Genomic DNA, 18,516 nt, shown 5'->3' on the forward strand with positions numbered 1-18,516 from the left:
GGCCGCCGTCTCGCAGCGGTGTCGAAGTCGTGCGCGCCGATTTCGTGCCGGGTGATGGCGACGGTGGTCTCCGTCGGTCCGTAGAGGTTGTCGTATCGGGCGCGCGGCGCGGCGGCGGGCAGCTGCGCGGCGAGGGCGGGCGTCATCGCCTCACCCGCGACGAGTACGCGCCGCACGCTGGCCCCGAACGGCTCCACTACCGCCCGCCGGTGCGCCGCGAATGTAGATGGCGTGAATTGCACTGTGGTGATGGCATTCTCGGCGATCAGGCGCGCGAGCTCGACCGGATCCCGGTGTGCGCCGGAGTCGTCGACCACGACCCGGGCCCCGGCGGTGAAGGGCCACAGCACCTCCCATGCCGACACGTCGAACGACAGCGCGGTCTTGCGCAGCACCACATCGGTGTCGTCGAGTCCGTGCGTGTACTGCATCCAGCCGAGGTGTGTGCAGAGGGCGGCGTGTGTGACACCGACGCCCTTCGGCTGTCCGGTCGACCCCGACGTGAACAGCACGTACGCAAGGTTTTCCGGGCGAAGCGGGGCGATCCGGTCGACATCGGTCACCGTCGCGGGCGACTCGCCGGACAGATCGAGTTCGTCGAGGTGCAGCACCCGGGTGCCCGGCGGCGGGTCGAATCCGTCGCGGCAGGTCGTGAGCACGCAAACCGGCCGCGTGACATCGAGTAGGTAGGCGTGCCGATCGCGGGGGTGGTCGGGGTCGAGCGGCAGGTAGGCGCCGCCGGTCGCCAGCACCGCGTGTACCGCCGAGATCTGCTCCATCGAGGGACCGATCGCCACGGCCACCAGCTGCTCCGGTCCCACCCCGAGCCGGATCAGCCGGCGCGCCAGGCGATTCGACGCATCGTGCAGCTCCGCGTAGGACATGCGGCGTCCGGTGCCGACGAGCGCGACGGCGTCCGGCGAACGGGAAGCCTGGTCCGCGAGCAGGGCGGCCAGTGTCGCCGACGGGACTTCCGCGCTGGGGCCCGCGAGGTATTCGATGTCATCGGGCCCGGTGAGGCCCATGCGGCCGATCGGCGTGCGTGGTGCGTGGGCGAGCCGATCCAGCAGCCGGACGACACGGTCCCGGTGCACACGATGCTCTTGCGCGGCAACGGCGATGCGCCAGCCGCCCGCGGCACGGTCGTCGACGCAGACGGTGAGCCCGTCCCCCGGCCCGAAGGACGCGGTCATCGCGGATCCGCCCAACCGGTCCAGTGCCGCGCCGGCGAGCATGCGCACCGAGAGCGGCCACTGCCCGTGCACCGGTGCTTCGGGCCAGGGCTCGTCGATGTCGGAGATGTACCGGTGTCGCCGCGCCCGGCGCAGTTCCAGTCCCACCTGTTTGGCAATCGTGTCGAAGCTCGCGTGCGGCGGCACCGAAATCCGCAGCGGCACCAGGTTTTCGCCCTGGGCGACCGCGATCACATACTCGCTCGTCATGGTCAGCCGGGATCCGTAGACGGCCAATGCGGCCAGCACGACGGCGGCAGCGCCACCGCCGCAGGACCGCGCGATCCTGGTGAGTTCGGGAGATGCCGCCACCTCGGACCACAGCCCCGCGGTCACCGGGGCCGGCCCGCTGCCCGCCGGGATCGGTCCGGGCCGGGCCGCAGCGGTCAGGGACCGCTCCCAGTAGGCGCGGTCGGGGGCCCACGCACCCGACTCGCGATAACGGCGCTCGGTCTCGAGCCGTTCCGCGGTCGCGCCGAACGGTGCGCTGGCAGGCGGATCCGAACGAACCCGGTCCAGAACTTCGCGCACCCTGGCGACGATCGCGAGCATTCCGGGTTCGTCGTTGATCAGGTGGTGGTAGCGCTGGAACCAGCCGAGCCGGTCGTCCGCGAGCCGGAACAGCACCTGCCGGTATAGCGGTCCATGGGCGATATCCAGTGTGCGCGAGCGTTCTTCCGCGAGCCGCGACGATACGAACCGGTGCGGATCCCCGCCGACGGCAACGATCACCTCGGTCGGCACCGGCGTGGTCTCGTAGACCCGCACGGCGCCGGTGTCGTCGCCGCGAAACACGCTGTGCAGCACGTGGCATTCCGCCATGACGGTATCGATGGCGGCTCGTAATGCCTCCGCGTCCATCGGGCCGCTCAGCTCGAGATACAGGTCGACACAGCGATCACCGGCCGCGAGCGCCGCGCGCTGCGCGTCGCTCGGTGCCGACGCGTGCATCGTCTCAGCGATAGTCATGGAACCCCCGTCCGGTCTTGCGCCCGAAGTGTCCGGCGTCGACGAGTGCCGCGAGTGCGGGCGGCACGCGGTAGTGAGATTCGCCGGTCTCGCGCAGCAGCACTTCGATGGTGTCTGCCACGTTGTCCAGCCCGATCAGGTCGGCGGTGCGCAGCGGGCCCATCCGGTGCCCGAGGCACTGCTCGAAGAGGGCATCCACCGTCGCGGCGTCCGTTCCGGTGTCCAGCGTGGCGGCGGCCTCGGCGATACTCAGCATCAGTACGCGGTTCAGGACGAAACCCGGACGGTCGCCGACGACGATCGCCTCCTTGCCGAGCGCGGCGACCAGGTCGGTGGCCCGCGCCAGGGCGTATGGCGCGGTCTGCTCGCCGCGTACGACCTCGACCGCGGTCGTCAAGGGCGCCGGGTTCATGAAGTGCAGGCCGAGTACTCGATCCGGTCGTTCGGTCGCGGCGGCCAAGCGCGCGATCGGGATCGCCGACGTACATGATGCAAGCACGGCGTCTTCGGGGCAGTGCCGGTCCAGTTCGCCGAACAGCCGCTCCTTCAGCGTGATCCGCTCGGTCGCGCACTCGATGACGAAACCGACGGCGCTCAGCTCGTCGATGCGTTCGGCCCACCGCACGCGCTGGCCGATGCCGGATGCGGTCCGGCGATCACCGCGCCCCAGCAGCAGCGCCAATCGCACCGCCTCGTCGATGCCGCGGCGGGCCCGCTCGGCGACACCGCGATCGGGTTCGACGACCTCAACCTGGTATCCCGCCTGCGCGAGGCACTGCGCGATGCCGCTACCCATGGTGCCCGCCCCGATCACCGCGACGACGCCGTTCATCGAGTCACCTCCGTTCCCGTGATACTCCGCAGCGTGATATCCGGCACCGGATCGTCCGGCGTCTGCGGCAGAGCGCGCAGCAGCCGGACCAGATCGCCGAGCATGTCCTGCGCGGTGGATTCGTCGAAAAGTTCTGTGGCATAGGCCAGTTCGATAAGAGTGGAGTCGCCGGCCCGCGCCAAGTCGAGCGCGAGTTCCGCAGTATCCGGGCGACCGGCCCGGTAGCGGATCGCCGCGTCGCCGATGGTGGCCATCGGTGTTGCCAGCGCCGCCGTGACCCGCGCGAGCAGTTCGGTCCCGTCCGGTTCGTCGGCGAGGTCGATGCGGGCCGCACCGGCCGCGAGTCCCACCTCGACCTCGTCGGAACCCGAATACCAGGCCAGCAGCGCAATCCACGCGCCGAGCAGCTCCGCATCGCCGGGCGCGACGTCCAACCGTCTACTAACGGTCGCGGTGGCGTACCGCATCGTGCTGGTACGGCGCGGTCGGTCCGTCGGGATCTCCAGTGGCGCAGCCGGTTCCGACGCTGTCGTGGCGGTCAGGAGCTCGTCGATCGGACGGTCGGGGGCCGACCGGACCAGCTCGGTGAGGATATCGAGATAGGCGGCGGCGAAGCCAGCGGCGGTGCGCTGAGTGAACAGCTCGGTGCTGTACTCGAAGCAGGCCAGCATGTCCCGGCCGTCGGTGCGATCGTAGGTGATCAGACTGAGGTCGAATTTCGCTGTGCCGGAGGGCAATCCGCCGAACGCGTTGTGGATCGAGTGCTCCAGGTCGAAGAATTCCGGCTCGCCGTCGCCGATGGGATTGCCCGTGCCGGGAAGTTCCTGGTGAACGTAGAGGACGTCGAAGATCGGGGTGCGGGACAGGTCGCGTTGGTCGTCGAGTGCATTGACGACCCGTTCGAAGGGGATCTCCTGATTCTCGAGCGCACCCAGGACGATCGCGCGCACCCGCTCGAGCAGATCGGCCACCGTCGCGGGACCGGACACGTTGGCGCGCAGGGCGACCGTGCTGTTGAAGTAGCCGATGAGCCCGTCGATTTCGCGGCGGGTACGGCCGGTGGTCGGCGTGCCGATCACGATGTCACGTTGCCCGCTGCGGCGCGCGAGCAAGATATACAGGCCGGTCAGCAGTACCACGAACAACGACGCCGATTCCCGCTTCGCCACCGCGCGCGACTGCTCCAGCAGTTCGGCCGACACCATGAACGGCTCCAGATCGCCGACGAACGTCTTGCGTGGGGGCCGTGGAAAATCGGTGGGCAACTGCAGTTTCGGCGCATCGCGCAACAGGTGTACCCAGTACTCGAGCTCGTGCTCGAGTGCGCCCGACGCGATCATGTCGCGGTGCCAGCGCGCGTAGTCGCGGTAGCGGATCGGCAACGGTTCGAGCGCGGCGGACCGGCCCTCCTGCCGGGCGGCATACAGCTGGGGAATCTCGCGAGCGAGGATGCCCGGGGTGGCGCCATCGGTGACGCAGTGATGGCAGGTCACCTGCAGCACATGCGCCTCCGGTGACAGCGTCACCAGCAGCACCCGGACCAGTGGGTCCCGGGCCAGGTCGAATGGCGTCAGGGCGGCCTGGCCAATCAACTCGCGCGCGGCGGCGACGGGGTCGGCCGCGCCGGAAACATCGGCGACGCGGAAGAATTCGCCGAGCGACGGCCGAACCCGGACCGCGGGCTGTCCGTCGATCTCGACGAGGTTGTAGCGCAGCGGTTCGTGCCGCTCGGCGAAATCCTCGAAGGTTCCCTTGACGGCGGCGATATCGATCGCACCCCGCAGCACGTTGACCACCGGGTAGTTGTAGAGGGTCGTGTCCGGAACGAGCTGATGGTGGAACCACATGCGCTCCTGCCCGGGCGACATGACCAATTCGTCGGTCCGCGTAATCGGTGACGGACCCCGCTGGGCCGCCGGCGCAACGGCCCCCGCTCGCAGCAACCCAGCGAAATCGGCGACCTTGGGTCGCTCGTAGACATCGAGCAGTTTGGGCCGGAATCCATAAGTCTCGGCGACGCGCTCGACCAGCTGCACGGCGATGATCGAATTACCGCCGAGGTCGAAATAGTCGTCGTCCGGGCCGATTTCGGTTTCCGAGTGCAGCAGTTCACGCAGCAGCGCACGCAGCCATTCGGTCGTATCCTCCGGCCGTTCCGGCGTTGACCGTAGAGCGGGGATTCCGACGTGCTCGGTGGGCGCCGCCGCCGTGGGCAGCTCGACCCAGCAGCGGGAGCCGTGCAGCGGATGTCCCGGTAGCCGCACCCGGCGGCCGTCATCGGCATTCACCCGCGCCCAGTCGAGGTTCACCCCGCGTTCGTAGAGGCGACCGATGATACCGATGGGACCACCCGAATCGGCTGTGCCGAAAAGGATCTCCGCGTCGGGCCGGCCCCGCAGGTCTTCGGCGAGCAACCGGCCCAGCATGCCATCCGGGCTGGGGTCCACGAATACGACCGGCCCATCACGCAATAACGTGTCCGCCGCCGCGAGCAGCCGGGACCGGTCCACAATGGGCGCCGCCGCGGCGGTGGCCAGCTCGTCGGGGTCGACGGGTGCCGACGATCCGAGCAGGTATCGGGCCGCGAATTTCGATGCTCCCCCGCTCAGAATCGCGGCGAACCCGATTCCGCAGGCGCGCAACCGATCGTGTATCGCGATCTGGCCCGCGAGCACATTGGCGACGGCTCCCGTTGCGGGCAGCTGATCGGGCAGCCGGACGGGCTCGATCCCGGCGGGCGCCATACCGGGCGAGAGCAGTAGGGCCACCCGCGGCGGGACCGGCTGCGCACCGTCCGGATCGATGCCGCCACCACGCCGCACCAGCTCATCGACGAAATCGCCGGTACCCGTGGCGGATACCGCCACGCGATAGCGGTAATGCGTGCGGCCGCGGCCGAGCGTGAACGCGATGTCGGCGAGATCGACTCCGCCGTCGCGCAGGGTGGTCGCCAGCTCACGGCACAGCTCGGCGAGCGCCGCTGGGGTCCGCGCCGAAATCCCGACGAGCCGGTGACCCGGCTCTCGGGGGCGTTCGACCACCGGATCGTCGGGTGCCTGTTGCACGACACAGTGCGCGTTCGCACCGCCGAGGCTGTACGAGCTGACTCCCGCGAGCCGTGGCCCGTTCGCGGCGGCCCATGACCGCGGCCGGGTGACCATCTCGATCCCGGCGGCGGCGAGGTCGAAATCGCCGATGGGACTGCGGAAATGCAGCGATGGATACAGCCGGCCCTCAGCGACGGTCAGCGCGGCCTTGACTAGTCCGGCGACTCCCGCGGCGTGATCGAGATGCCCGATATTGGTCTTGACCGATCCGATCGGCAGGGGCCGCGACCGTCCCGCGAAGACGGTGCGCAGGCCCTCGAGTTCGACCGCGTCCCCCAACCGGGTGGCGGACCCGTGTGCCTCGAGGTATCCGGCATCGCGCGGATCGGCGCCCGCGTTCCGCCAGGCTTTCGCGATCACCCGCGCCTGGGCGGCGGCGCTGGGGGTGCTGATCGTCGCGGAGGAATGCCCGTTGTGCAGGACCGCACTGCCCCGGATAACGGCATAGACGGGCGCGCGGTCGGCGCGGGCACGGCCGAGCGTGGTCAGTAGCAGGGCTGCGCCGCCCTCGCCGGGTACCGTGCCGTCGGCGTCGGTGTCGAACGCCCGGCACTGTCCGCTCGGCGAGGCGATCTCCGTCATCGTCTGCGCGGTCCATTCCGGAGATCCGTTGGCGCGCACGCTGACCCCGCCCGCGAGCGCGTAATCCGCATCGCCACACCGCAGTTCGCGACAGGCGTGGTGGACGGCGATGAGCGAGGCATTGCAGCCGCTGTCGATCGCGTAGCACGGCCCGGTCAGTCCGAGCAGGTGCGCGATGCGGGCCGTGGTGCCGAAGGGCAGGTTGCCCAGCATGCTGAGCGGGCCGGGATCGACCGCCATGGCATGGTAGGTGGGCATCGGCGCGCTGAACACCACTGCGGTCGTGGCCTCCCGCAGGGTGGCGGGCGCGTATCCGGCGTCCTCGATCGCCCGATGCGCCAGCTCGAGTGCGATGCGCTGTTGCGGATCCATCAGCGACGCTTCACGTTTGGACAACTCGAAGAAGGCGTAGTCGAAGGTGTGAATGTCGGCCAGATGCCCCATCGGAAGGTAGCCGACGGTGTGGTCCAATGCGGTCGCCGCCGCACGAGCCTGCGGCATCGGCCCGATCGAGTCCCGGCCGTCGGCGAGATTCGCCCGGAATTCGCCGAGGTTCGCGGCGTCGGGGAAGCGCACTCCGATTCCGACGATCGCGATGTCGTCGTTGTTTGCTGTATTCACGATTACGGTGTCCTTCACACCTCGAAAGCCAATGGCGTGCTGTCCGCCGGTTCGGACGTGCATCGGGTCGCCGGACCCGCCGACAGCGCGTCCGCCTGTGCGGCCACCGTGTCGAGGTCGAACAGCATCCCCACCGAGATCGCCCCCGGCCACCCGGCCTCCAGGCGCAGATGGAGTGCGACCACCCGATGCGAGTTCCCGCCTACCTCGAAGAACCGGTCCCCACGGTCGAAGTCGTCGTGCAAGAGCACCTCCGACCAGATCTCACCGACCGCCTGTTCGGTCTCGGTCCAGCCATCCCGTGACGGGACTGTGCGCCGTTCGGGACGGGAGCGCAGCAGCGCGCGCAGCGCCGCTTCGTCGAGCTTGCTGCTTCCCGGTGCGATCGGCAGGGTATCGACCGCCATGAATCGTTCCGGAACCGATTCGGGCACAAGGTGTTCCGCGCAGTATCCGGACAGCGCACCGGCGGTGGGCGGCGGCGCTGCGCCGGGGGCGGGCACCCAGAAGGCGGCCAGGTATACGGCTTCGTCGGCGTCCATCGCATCCAGCACTACCGCCGCGCGAACGGCGGGATGTCGCGCCAGCACCGCCTCGACCGCAGCGCGTTCGACTCGCACGCCGCGGACCTTCACCTCGCTGTCGGCCCGCCCGTGGAATTCGATGTCCCCGGATCCGTCGACCCGTGCGAGGTCCCCGGTGCGGTACATGCGGCCGCCCGGCTCGGTCACGAACGGGTCGGCCACGAACCGGGTCGCGGTCAGTCCGGGCCGTGCCGCATAACCGTCGGCGACCTGTCCGCCCCCGAGGTACAGCTCGCCCACGGTGCCGCAGCGGACCGGCCGGAGTGAGCTGTCGAGAATGTGCGCCGCCGTGCCGTCGGTCGGTGTGCCGATCGGCACGACGAGCTGGGGCGCCTCCGGCACGACGTGGCAGATGCAGGTGACGGTCGCCTCGGTCGGGCCGTATTCGTTGTGCAGGACGGTTGTGGGAAGAACCTCGTGGTGCTGCTCGACGTGGCGAATCGATACCGGCTCGCCACAGAGCGTGACGATCCGCAGCGTCGACTTCAGCTCGCTCAGTCGGGGCAGCAGCAACCGGTAGAACGAGGGCGTCGCGACGAAATGCGATGCGCCGTGGCGGACCGCGAGTCCGGCGACCGCATCGACGTCGGGCAGCATCCGTGCGTCCGGGAGCACGCTGGTGCCGCCGACGGTGAGCGCCCAGGCGAGCGCTGCGAGGGAGCCGTCCCAGATCAGGCGCATCGCCGAGAAGGTCACGAGTTCGCCGTCGGTGTGCGAATAGTTCCGTGAGCTGATCAAGGTGGCGAGGTTGGCCCGCGATACGACGACCGCCTTGGGCACACCCGTCGAGCCGGAGGTGGTGATGACGTACGCGGGTGCCCGCAGGGACGGCTGGTCCGGCAGTGCGACGACCGGTGGTTCGGTGTCCTCGGCGATATCGAGCACCGCCGTCGCCGTCCCCGCCACCAGGGCGGCCACCTCCTCGTGCGGAGCGGAGTCATCGCGCCCGTCGACGATCAGCGCGGTACAGGTCGCGGCCGCAATCACCGACCGCACCGCCGACACGGGACGGCCCGGTTCGACTACACACCACGCCGCGGCCGCGCGCAGCGCCGCGATCATGCCGATCACGGTGTCCAGGCTCTGGCGTTGGAACACCATGACCGTCTGTCCGGGCCGCACGCCGGCGGCGACCAGCCGACACGCGAGATGCGCTGTGGCGGTGTCGAGTTCGCGATAGGTGAGCGACCGATCCCCCACCACGAGCGCGGTGCGGCCGGGTACCCGCTGGGCCTGGTGGAGGATGCCGCGCAGCAGATCCGTCGCCGGGCCACCACCCCTCGAGGAATCGCTACGCGATGCTGTGCTCATCTAGTCACCTCGACATGGCCGGTTCCGCTGATGTCCTCCGGTGGCACGGTGCAGACGAGCAGGATGCGGTCGCCGTCGGACTCGAGCACCTCGAATCCGGCGAATCTCAGGGTCACCAGCATCACCCGGTTGACCGGGGTCGCCACAAATTCCGCGGTCGCCCGCCGGCCCGCCGCGCGTGCGCGCCCGACGATTTCCCGGATCAGCGCCGTCCCGACTCCGCGCGACATCACCCGGCACGACATGAGCAGCAGGAACAGCACCGAGTCGGAGCCGCGGATCTCCGAGACCGCCAGCCCGATGGTGCCGTAGCCGCCGAAGCGGTCGCGCAGCGATGCCACGAGAACTTCGTGGCGGGGTGACGCGCACAGTTCCCGCAGTTCGTCGATGTCGAAGGTGACTCCGGTGGTATTGAGCTGGTGTGTGCGGATGGTCAGCTCGTTGGCCCTGACGAGGTCCGCCTCCGATGCCGTGCGCACGGACATGACCAGGCCCAACGACGCCAGGAAATCCGCATCCGAGCCGGCGAATTCGACCGCGCCGACGCGGCGGGCGCGTTCCGCGCGATAGTACGACCGGCGGTGCCGCGCTTCGGATGTCACTGTCTCGGGCGTGAATTCCGGCAGGTTCGCCAGATCGGATATGCGATCGGCCGGATAGCACCGAACTTCCGGCCAGGAGTTTGCCACCTCGGCCAGCTCGACCGGATCGTTATCGACGAACGCGATGGTCTCGCGCCCGATATTCAGCGATTCGGCGATCCGGCGGATCGCCTCCGACTTCGGGCCCCAGCCGATCTCGACCGCCGAGAACATATCCTCGATACCATGCCGGCGCAAATGCGCTGTGGCGGCGGATAGTTCGCCACGGCTCGCGACGGCATGCAGGATTCCGCGCTCGTCGAGGGTCCGGATCACCCGCAGCACTTCGGGTTTCGGAGTCCCGCCGTCGGATTCCAGCACAACGCCGGGCCAGACGGTGTCGTCGAGATCCCAGACCAGGCACTTCACGGTTGCCACCATCGCTCAGACCCTCCGCATCAGGGCGGCGCTCCACGCGGCCACCGGGCTGCTGTTCAACAGCAGCGCATACGCACCGGACGTGCGGGTATCAGCCGCGGCCCCCAGGTTGACCAGCATGTCCACCGACCCCAGATGGCCATATGTCGTCAGATTGCGCCGGCACACCTCGTCGATCGTGGCGTCGAGGGCCTCCTCCCAGAAGGCGAACGCACCGCCCGACAGGTTCTGCATGAGGATCGGCCCCACCGCGCCGGCCCGGACGCCATTGCGTTCCAACAGCTCCGCAATGATGACGTCGAACCGCTTCTTGCTCTCGACCGCGAGCCGGAACGAGTAGGTTGATTCGTCGCTGCATTCCTCGATCCACGCATCCGACGGGGTCTCGCGGTAGTCGATGCGGAACAGGTCCGCGTATTTGCCGTCGCTGCGCAGGATCTGGTCGACGAACTCCCACTGCCCGCCGCCGGTGGCCGTGACCAGGAGCGCAGCCGCGCCGTCGCCGAGCAGCGTCATGGGCGCGCGGTAGCGGTTGCGGGTCGGGGTCTTGGCCGCGGCGACGACGAGCACCGTGCGGTACCCGGCGTCGGCGCGCACCAGCGCGGCGGCGAGGGCCAGCGCGGCCGAGACCGACACGCAGCCGAGGTCGCCCACGCCCGTGGTGAACGCGCGCGTGGCGCCGATCCGGTGTTGCAGCCGTGTGGTTTCCGATGCGAGGAGGTATTGCGGCGCGCGTCCCGTGACGAACAGCAGGGCGTCGACGTCGGTGGCTTCGAGCCCGGCCTCGGCCAGCGCCGATGCTGCCGCCGCGGCGGCCAGGTCCACCTCGGACAGCTCGTCCGCGGTGCGCACCGTCTCGATGCCGAGTGCCAGCGCGTGTTCGCGTCGGTGCGCTGGAAGTTCGTCCATTTCGGCCAGGGTGGCCACGCGCGCGGCGGTGGCGGGGAACCACGTCGCCACCGGACCGAGCCGCACCTGCTCGTTCACCATCGTGCACCCCGCAGTACGCGCTCACCGATGGTCACCTCGGCGACCTCCTGTGTTCCCTCGATAATCTGCATGACCTTGGCGTCGCGGTAGAACCTGCCGACACGGCTATCCGGTGCGCACCCCGCCGCGCCGAGTACCTGCACCGCCCGTTCACTCACCGCGGCCGCGGCGCGCGACGCCGCGTACTTCGCGGCGATGGTCGCGATGAGGGCATGCGGAGATCCGGCGATCCGGTCGTCGGTCGCGCGTTCGCACATGGCTTGTGCGCCTTCGACATCCACCCAGCAGCGGCCGAGCGTCGCACGGATCAACTGGTGCTCGGCGAGCGCGGTACCGCTTTGGACACGGGTTGCGGCGTGCGCGGCGGCGTCGGCGAGACAGGCGCGCGCGATCCCGACGCTCCCCCACGCGACGGTGAACCGCCCGTGGTCCAGGGCAGTGCCGATGACGTGGGACAGGCCGAATCCCGGCGGTGCGATCAGTTGCGCGACAGGTATGCGCACACGGTCGAACCGAATGTGCGCCAGCCTGGCGCCTCGCATACCGAGCTGCCCCTCGATCGGCTCAACGGAAATGCCGGGACGGTCGCGCTCGACGAGTGCGGCGCACAGCCCGCCAGCTGCCGCGCCGAGTACCAGGAAGACGTCGGCGACCTGCCCGAACGTCACCCACAGCTTATGCCCGGACACCAAGCGGTCCGCAGCATCGTCCTCGAAAGTCGTTGCGACACCGGCCAAATCGGTCCCCGCCCCGGACTCCGTCGCCGCCAGCGCGGCGACGACCTCACCGGCGGTGAGCCTGGGCAGCCAGTCGCGGCGCTGTTCGGCGGTTCCCCACCGATCCAGCGCGGCGGCGACCATGCCGTGCACCGTGACCAGCGAACGCAGACTCGTGCAGCATTCCCCGAGCGTCGCGGCGATTCGGCCGAGTGCACGCGAGTCCACGCCCGCACCGCCGAATGTCACCGAGCGATCGGCACCCAGTAGCCCGGTCTGGGCCGCGAGCGTGATCATCTCGTCGGGCAAGCCATCGCGATCCCACTGGGCCGCATCCGATTCCGCAGCGGCCACCACCTTCTCGACATCGATCACGACGGCCCGTTCCCGGACCGCTTGCGCTCGATGAACGCGGCGGCGCGGGCCGCGGTCCGGAAGTTGTCGAGATCGAGATCCTCGACCTCGACCGAGATCCCGTAGGTCTGCTCCACGTGCACGACGATCTCCAGTGCCCGCAGGGAATTGACCAGCCCCAGCGCGAAAATATCGTCGTCACCGGCCAATTCGACGGCGGCGATCGAACCGAAGTACCCCCGCAACTCCTCCGCCAACCCCGCACGGCGTGCCACGACCGGCTCCACCTGTTCCACGCGCACCCTCACCTCTCGACGTCATCCCGGTGGCGAACGGCCCTGCGCCCTCGCCCCCGCAGATCACGACAACACGCGCCGTGATCACCCGACAAGCCCCGGTTTCCACTGGCCACAGAGCGAGCGTCACGCGCGGCCATCCGGGTTGACGGCGGTACGGACGGGCCGAGTATTCACCCGCCTCAGCACCGCCGTCGCTCGGCGACTCGCTGCCGCCACAGAATTCGAGCCGCAAATGCGGGATATTAGCCCGCGACGGCTGATACGAATACTGCCGTGAGGCGAGATCCCCGGTGCTATATCGGTTGAAACAGCAATTGACACAGGCCACGGGTAATGGCTGGATCGAGCTCATCAGCGACGGGCGCCAATACTGGTGATTCCGCAGCAAATCCGGGAGCTGCCACACCGCAGGACTTCCCTGACAACGATGCACTGCGGGCGTTTTGCCCAGCGGTTCGAGACGCGTGAATATCAGCGGGACAGCTGATCGCCAAATACCGCAGTGCGATGGACCAACTATTCCTCGTCGCCCACGGGAAAGTAGAAAAGATCTACACCGGCGAATCCATCGAACAGCAGGTGGTCAGCACGATATCCAGCGGCGATTATCTCGGGGGCGAGGTGCTGACCAAACAGCAGCCCGTTTAGGAGTGCACCATCAGGAAACGCGCCACGGCGACCGTCCTCGCTATTTCCTGAATGGCGCTGAATCAACTGACATACCGGTGCCCGATCTGACAGAGTCCGGGAAGTCCAGATCGATCAGGTGACACCCGAGTTCGTGCGCGACAATCGCCTGCAGGATTGGCGGATCCAACTCTCGCGGCAACGTATCCGATACGGAGATAATTCACGGGAGACTCCGAGCGGCCGGGCGTGGATGTCGTCGAGAACGCACGGCGAAACGGCTATGCCGCCATCGACTCGGGCCGTCATGACACCGAATCGGCGACAGCCTGGTCACAGGTCGGCGTTCCCGACGCGGTTGCTGCGCAGCCGGCGAGGTCGTCGGCCATGCGCCGATCTTCGACCAACTCTGCCAGTCGCCTCACCGGGGACGACCCGGCCGACCAGCTCGTCCACCCCGGAGGACCGCCAGGGCCGGCTGCGGCTGTCGATCAGCAGCCCCCATATGGTGTCGATGGGAGCTGGGGTCGTTGAGCTCACTCGATGGCGGGGCGTGCCGTATCCGTTCGAGTGCCGGCCGCCGCTGCGCTGTGGTCAGTGTGTGATGAGGGTGTCGAGTTCGTCGGCGAACAGTAGGGCGGGATCGAACCCCATTCCGGTGAAGTGCCCGGCGAGTTCGAGGGACAGGACGCCGTGGAGCCGAGTCCAGAAGGACACCGCTCGGTGCAGAGTTGTGGTTGGCGCGGAGTGGTCATCGGCCCATCGGCGATGGTGTTCGAGGTGGGTGTCGAACGGTGTCGCCTGCGGGTCCGCGGCCTGTACGGAGCATGCCTCGACCAGCATCGTCAAGATCTCGTTCGAGATCTCGGTGGTGTCGTCGGGTGCGTCTGGGATCTGCAGACCGACGTAGAACGCTGGCCGTCCTGGCAGCAGCCGGTCACCAGCATCGAACGTCTGGATTCAGGGCCGCTGCGAGCTGGTTCACAGTTCCGATGGACTACTCCCGCCCCGCCACCACCACGACGCCCGCGACCACCCTGACAATCACCTCCACCGTCCAGCAGCTGCAGCCATCTCGGTGCATCCGGTGGAGCGGACCGGCGATCGGTGCTGGGATGCGCATCGAGGGCGGAATTCATGTCTGGACCTTCACCCCGGTGGACGGCGGCGTCCTGGTGCGCACCGAGGAAAACTGGAACGGCACCCAAGTCGAGGCAGACGTGCCGACCGCCACCCACTTTCTCGGTGCCGGTCTCGAAGCCTGGCTGGCCGACCTGCGGACCGCCGCCGAAACACCGCGCTGACCGGCGCCGACTGTGCCGCCGGTAACCATGGATGGTTCTACCCGTGTCTCGTTCGGAGGCACGGCATTCGGCGGCACCTCGGATCGGTCCCCCGCCCTCGGCGTCGGCGCCGACACCACTCAGCTCGCTGACCAAATCAGCGTAAGAGGACTCGAAGTCGAGTAGACAAGCACGTCGTAGTCGAAACATTGAATTCCTCATTGCCGGGTTGATTTATCCGGATTTTCCGATTGTCGGTTCGAGCCGCTCGACGCATAGTGGAATACCCATACCGAACTCGATCTGCTCTGCGGCCGAATCATCGAGGTCAGGAAACCTGGTACGCGGTGAGTTGCCGTGACACAATCGGCGAGATCGATAACAATGCCGCCCATGACGGTGGCGGCGAGCGGCGGATTGATAGATCGGCGGGCTGATCGGGCGCCCAATGCGACACCGCGCGGGAGATTTCGGCCCGACATCGAGGGGTTACGAGCAGTCGCCGTACTGGCCGTTGTGCTTTTTCATGCGAACACGCCCGGGGTCGGGGGCGGATTCGTTGGAGTCGATGTCTTTTTCGTCATTTCCGGCTTCCTCGTCACCGGAATCCTCTGGCGGGAAGCGGCTGCCGCCGACACTGTGGGGCTCGTCCGGTTCTACGGCGCGCGGGCCCGCCGACTACTGCCCGCGGCGGGTGTCGTGGTGGCTGCCACCGCGATCGGCGCGGCCGTACTGCTGCCGCCGCTGCAGGCCCGCCAAGTCCTCGGCGATGGGATCGCCAGCGCCTTGTACACCGGGAACTATCGATTCGCCCTGCGCGGCACCGACTACCTTGCCGGCGACATGTCTCCGTCGCCGTTTCAGCACTTCTGGTCTCTCGGTGTGGAGGAGCAGTTCTATCTATTGTGGCCCGTACTGATCGCCGTCACGGCCTGGTTCACGCGCCGGCGCCGAACTGGTTCGGCTGCTGTATTCCCGTACCTGATCGTTCTTGCGGTTGTCGCCGCGCTGTCCTTCGCGGGCTCGCTGATCTTGACCCGCACGCTGCCACCATGGGCATTCTTCTCGCTGCCGACGCGGGCCTGGGAGCTGGCTGCCGGCGGCATGATCGCGCTGTCGGCCGGTGCGTGGTGCCGGCTGCCGAAATCGGTCGCCGCCCCGGCCGGATGGATCGGGCTGACCCTGATCATCGCGGCGTGTATCCAGTTGAACGGGAAGACACCGTATCCGGGCACCGCGGCCCTACTGCCCGTTCTCGGTACCGCCCTGGTGATCATATCGGGTTGTGCGGAAACACCATTCGCGGTTGGCCGCGGACTGGCACTGCCTGCAATGCGGGCGATCGGCCGCGTGTCGTACTCCTGGTATCTGTGGCACTGGCCGGTCTTACTGCTGGCGCCGTACGTGCTCGGTCACCAGCTCGGACCTGGTGGTTCGATGGGCGCGGTCGTGATGGCAGGTGGACTCGCCATGCTCACAATGTGGCTGGTCGAGAACCCGGTTCGCTTCGCCGCCCCGTTGCGAGGATCGGCCGGCCGCAGTCTCGCCTGTGGCGGCGCGATCACCGCGGTCGCCGGTGGTGTGGCACTGATGCTGCTCGTACTCATTCCCATCCCGGTCGGTCGCGGTGCGGCGGCCGCGGCGCTCACGCTCGCCACGCCACCCGCACCAGCCAGCCCCAGCGCCGACGCGCGCGACGCGGCGGTCCAGCAGCTGACCGCACAGACGCAGGCCGCAGTCGCTGCCTCGGCCGAAATCCGAGCTGTCCCTTCGAATCTCACCCCATCGCTGGCCGACGCGCCTGGCGACAAGGCGGGCGTGTTCGTCGACGGCTGCGTGCGATCGTGGCGTGAGGTGGGACAAGCCGAGTGCGCCTCCGGCGATCCGGACTCGGACACGACAGTGGCCCTGGTCGGCGATTCACACGCCGCGATGTGGCATCCGGCGTTCGAGCTGATCGCCGCGCAGCGGCACTGGCGGTTGGAAACCATGGCCAAGGTCACCTGCCCGTTACTCGGCTTGCCCATCACCAGCCCCTATCTGGGCCGGGAGTACACCGAATGCGAGCAGTGGCGCGGCCAGATCCTGACCCGGTTACGGGCCGAACATCCCCGCCTGATCGTGGTGAGCATGTCCCGGCGCTACGGCGCCGACTTCGGCTTCGTCTCTTACGACCAGGCCTGGGTCGACAGCCTGAACCGCCTGGTCGGCCAGCTGCGAGCGACCGGAGCGGCGGTCCTTGTTCTCGGGTCGATCCCCGATCCGCACACCACCGTGCCAGCGTGTCTGTCCGAACATATCGACGATGCCGCGGCATGCACGCCAGCGCGGCCGGTCGCGGTCAACGACGTGGGTATCGGGGTCGAGCAGGCAGCGGCCACCGCCGACGGCGGCCAGTACGCCGATCTGACCTCGCTGTTCTGCACTGCCGCCTACTGTCCCCTCATCATCGGTGACAACCTGGTGTATCGCGACGACAATCACCTCACCGTCAGTTACGCCAGAACACTCGGACCGGTCATCGCCGCACTCGCTGATCGTGCGCTCGCCAACGGCTGAGCCGGCCACGCAGGTGCACGCGGAGTCGACGGCAACGACGTACTCGTCGAGAACACCTCAGACTCCCCCACCGCCGAAGTACGGATCAGGTTTTATACGACCATGCGGCACCGCGACATCGTCACGAGCCCACAAAGCAGCGAAAGTCTCACTCTCCGGACATAATTCGGCGATGAAACCCTATCAACCAGAATCACCGAGATTCTTCGCATACGAACCACGCTGATAACCGACCATCCGACGCAAATCATCCCCATTGCGGCGATACGCATCGCAACTCTCCCGAGTCAGCCGTTGCCGGTGTTGCACTGAACCCACGGCTGCGGTATTCGGGATCGGGAGGAATCGGCCGGAATCTCGGGCGTTGCCCAGAGGTTGCGGGTGAGAGGAAAATCGATGAGGTGGATGCGGAGCGCCGGCTCCGCTCAGCAGGCTCTGCTGAGCGCGGACACCATGAGGTGATATCTATGCGAACGGATGGAGACAGCTGGGACATCGTGACCAGCGTGGGTCTGACTGCCTTGGGCGTCGCTACGTTTCGCGCACTCGCGACACTCGAACCTGAGCCGCTGATCCACGACGACTATGCGGCGTGGTTCGTCGAGGCGGCGGGTGAACCGCACTTTTTGCACATGCTCGACGACCCGTCCTCGACGGGCCAAGCCGGATTGTTAGGGCGGTTTATGGGAGTTCGGACAAAGTTCTTCGACGAGTTCTTCGCCGCGGCGTGGCAGCGGGGTGTGCGTCAGGCAGTGATCCTCGCATCCGGTCTGGACGCGCGAGCATATCGGCTGGATTGGCCCGTGGGCACGGTCGTCTTCGAGATCGATCAGCCCCGTGTGCTGGAGTTCAAGAGCCGGGTGCTCGCCGAGCACGGTGCCGTGGCCACGGCCGAGCAGCGCGCGCTGGCGGTCGATCTGCGCGATGACTGGCCTGCCGCGCTCACTACCGCGGGTTTTGATCCGGGGCGGCCGGCGGCATGGTCGGCCGAGGGGCTATTGCCGTTCCTGCCGGGTTCGGCACACGACGCATTGTTCGAACGCATCGACGCCCTGTCCGCACCGGGCAGCTGTGTGGCCGCCGACGATTTCGGCCGCGGCCTGGACCAGCACCACTTCGATATGGAAGAAAAGTTCTTCGGCCCCAACCCGTTCAGCAACCTGAACGTGCGCGACCTGTGGTACGACGACGCCCGCGCCGATCCCGGGGACTGGCTGTCTCAGCACGACTGGTCGGTCCATCGCGCCACCCCTTTCGACCTGGCCGCCACCTACGACCGCGCGATCACCGACTGGCCCGCCGAGCTGCCCATCGAGCTGCTCAACCTGGCGCGGCAGGCGTCCTACATATCTGCCGAGAAGCACCGGTGACGGCGCGAATTCGGCATGCGTGAACTGCGACTGCCCGGTCGGCCGGTGGTGCTGGGCTCTC

13 protein-coding genes are annotated in these 18,516 nt (G+C 68.0%); 4 read left to right on the forward strand and 9 right to left on the reverse strand.

The window, feature by feature from the left end:
* The 8 genes from AB0L63_RS20220 to AB0L63_RS20255 all read right to left on the reverse strand — a co-directional run.
* A partial coding sequence (locus tag AB0L63_RS20220) for an AMP-binding protein (RefSeq protein WP_364502843.1) occupies nt 1-2,201 on the reverse strand: 2,201 nt, incomplete at its 3' end.
* The gene (locus AB0L63_RS20225) at nt 2,188-3,033 is read right to left on the reverse strand and encodes a 3-hydroxyacyl-CoA dehydrogenase family protein (RefSeq protein WP_364502846.1); all 846 of its coding nucleotides are present in this window, start codon (nt 3,031-3,033) and stop codon (nt 2,188-2,190) included. The genes AB0L63_RS20220 and AB0L63_RS20225, both read right to left, overlap by 14 nt.
* On the reverse strand, nt 3,030-7,343 hold the full coding sequence (locus tag AB0L63_RS20230) for a condensation domain-containing protein (protein WP_364502849.1): 4,314 nt from the start codon (nt 7,341-7,343) through the stop codon (nt 3,030-3,032). The genes AB0L63_RS20225 and AB0L63_RS20230 overlap by 4 nt, the downstream gene beginning before the upstream one ends.
* Nucleotides 7,344-7,357: 14 nt before the next feature.
* Nucleotides 7,358-9,238 (reverse strand): amino acid adenylation domain-containing protein, encoded by a 1,881-nt coding sequence (locus AB0L63_RS20235; protein WP_364502852.1) that lies wholly within the window; start codon nt 9,236-9,238, stop codon nt 7,358-7,360.
* Nucleotides 9,235-10,260: an HAD-IIIC family phosphatase gene (locus AB0L63_RS20240; RefSeq protein WP_364502854.1), complete on the reverse strand. Its 1,026-nt coding sequence runs from the start codon at nt 10,258-10,260 to the stop codon at nt 9,235-9,237. Before AB0L63_RS20240 ends, AB0L63_RS20235 begins: the two co-directional genes overlap by 4 nt.
* Nucleotides 10,261-10,263: 3 nt before the next feature.
* Nucleotides 10,264-11,247 (reverse strand): 3-oxoacyl-ACP synthase, encoded by a 984-nt coding sequence (locus AB0L63_RS20245; RefSeq protein WP_364502856.1) that lies wholly within the window; start codon nt 11,245-11,247, stop codon nt 10,264-10,266.
* Nucleotides 11,241-12,338 carry an acyl-CoA dehydrogenase family protein gene (locus AB0L63_RS20250; protein ID WP_364502858.1) on the reverse strand — a complete coding sequence of 366 codons (1,098 nt, stop codon included), beginning with the start codon at nt 12,336-12,338 and terminating at the stop codon, nt 11,241-11,243. Before AB0L63_RS20250 ends, AB0L63_RS20245 begins: the two co-directional genes overlap by 7 nt.
* Complete coding sequence (locus AB0L63_RS20255) at nt 12,335-12,613, reverse strand: acyl carrier protein (protein WP_364502861.1); 279 nt, start codon at nt 12,611-12,613, stop codon at nt 12,335-12,337. The genes AB0L63_RS20250 and AB0L63_RS20255 overlap by 4 nt, the downstream gene beginning before the upstream one ends.
* A 510-nt stretch (nt 12,614-13,123) precedes the next feature.
* Between AB0L63_RS20255 and AB0L63_RS20260 the strand changes: the two genes are divergently transcribed.
* A complete protein-coding gene (locus AB0L63_RS20260) occupies nt 13,124-13,264 on the forward strand; it encodes a hypothetical protein (protein ID WP_364502864.1) in 141 nt (46 codons plus the stop codon).
* A 573-nt stretch (nt 13,265-13,837) separates the two neighbouring features.
* On the opposite strand, the gene AB0L63_RS20265 is transcribed toward AB0L63_RS20260, so the two are convergent.
* Complete coding sequence (locus AB0L63_RS20265) at nt 13,838-14,203, reverse strand: TetR-like C-terminal domain-containing protein (RefSeq protein ID WP_364502928.1); 366 nt, start codon at nt 14,201-14,203, stop codon at nt 13,838-13,840.
* Between the two features lie 32 nt (nt 14,204-14,235).
* Between AB0L63_RS20265 and AB0L63_RS20270 the strand changes: the two genes are divergently transcribed.
* The 3 genes from AB0L63_RS20270 (at nt 14,236) to AB0L63_RS20280 (ending at nt 18,455) form a co-directional block, all read left to right on the forward strand.
* Entirely contained in the window at nt 14,236-14,547 is a 312-nt protein-coding gene (locus AB0L63_RS20270) for a hypothetical protein (protein WP_364502866.1), read from the forward strand.
* A 372-nt stretch (nt 14,548-14,919) separates the two neighbouring features.
* Complete coding sequence (locus AB0L63_RS20275; RefSeq protein ID WP_364502869.1) at nt 14,920-17,085, forward strand: acyltransferase family protein; 2,166 nt, start codon at nt 14,920-14,922, stop codon at nt 17,083-17,085.
* A 467-nt stretch (nt 17,086-17,552) separates the two neighbouring features.
* A complete protein-coding gene (locus AB0L63_RS20280) occupies nt 17,553-18,455 on the forward strand; it encodes an SAM-dependent methyltransferase (protein ID WP_364502871.1) in 903 nt (300 codons plus the stop codon).
* Nucleotides 18,456-18,516 lie beyond the last annotated feature (61 nt).

Origin of the sequence: Nocardia sp. NPDC051990, from assembly GCF_040680755.1 — a bacterium.
In the GTDB taxonomy this organism is placed as follows: Bacteria; Actinomycetota; Actinomycetes; order Mycobacteriales; family Mycobacteriaceae; genus Nocardia.

What these genes read in the sequence shown, in the direction of transcription:
- AB0L63_RS20225 (WP_364502846.1), bottom strand. Translation starts at nt 3,033, where the DNA reads ATGAACGGCGTCGTCGCGGTGATCGGGGCGGGCACCATGGGTAGCGGC.
- AB0L63_RS20245 (WP_364502856.1), bottom strand. Translation starts at nt 11,247, where the DNA reads ATGGTGAACGAGCAGGTGCGGCTCGGTCCGGTGGCGACGTGGTTCCCC.
- AB0L63_RS20280 (WP_364502871.1), top strand. Translation starts at nt 17,553, where the DNA reads ATGCGAACGGATGGAGACAGCTGGGACATCGTGACCAGCGTGGGTCTG.
- AB0L63_RS20260 (WP_364502864.1), top strand. Translation starts at nt 13,124, where the DNA reads ATGGACCAACTATTCCTCGTCGCCCACGGGAAAGTAGAAAAGATCTAC.
- AB0L63_RS20235 (WP_364502852.1), bottom strand. Translation starts at nt 9,238, where the DNA reads ATGAGCACAGCATCGCGTAGCGATTCCTCGAGGGGTGGTGGCCCGGCG.
- AB0L63_RS20275 (WP_364502869.1), top strand. Translation starts at nt 14,920, where the DNA reads ATGACGGTGGCGGCGAGCGGCGGATTGATAGATCGGCGGGCTGATCGG.
- AB0L63_RS20270 (WP_364502866.1), top strand. Translation starts at nt 14,236, where the DNA reads ATGGACTACTCCCGCCCCGCCACCACCACGACGCCCGCGACCACCCTG.
- AB0L63_RS20240 (WP_364502854.1), bottom strand. Translation starts at nt 10,260, where the DNA reads ATGGTGGCAACCGTGAAGTGCCTGGTCTGGGATCTCGACGACACCGTC.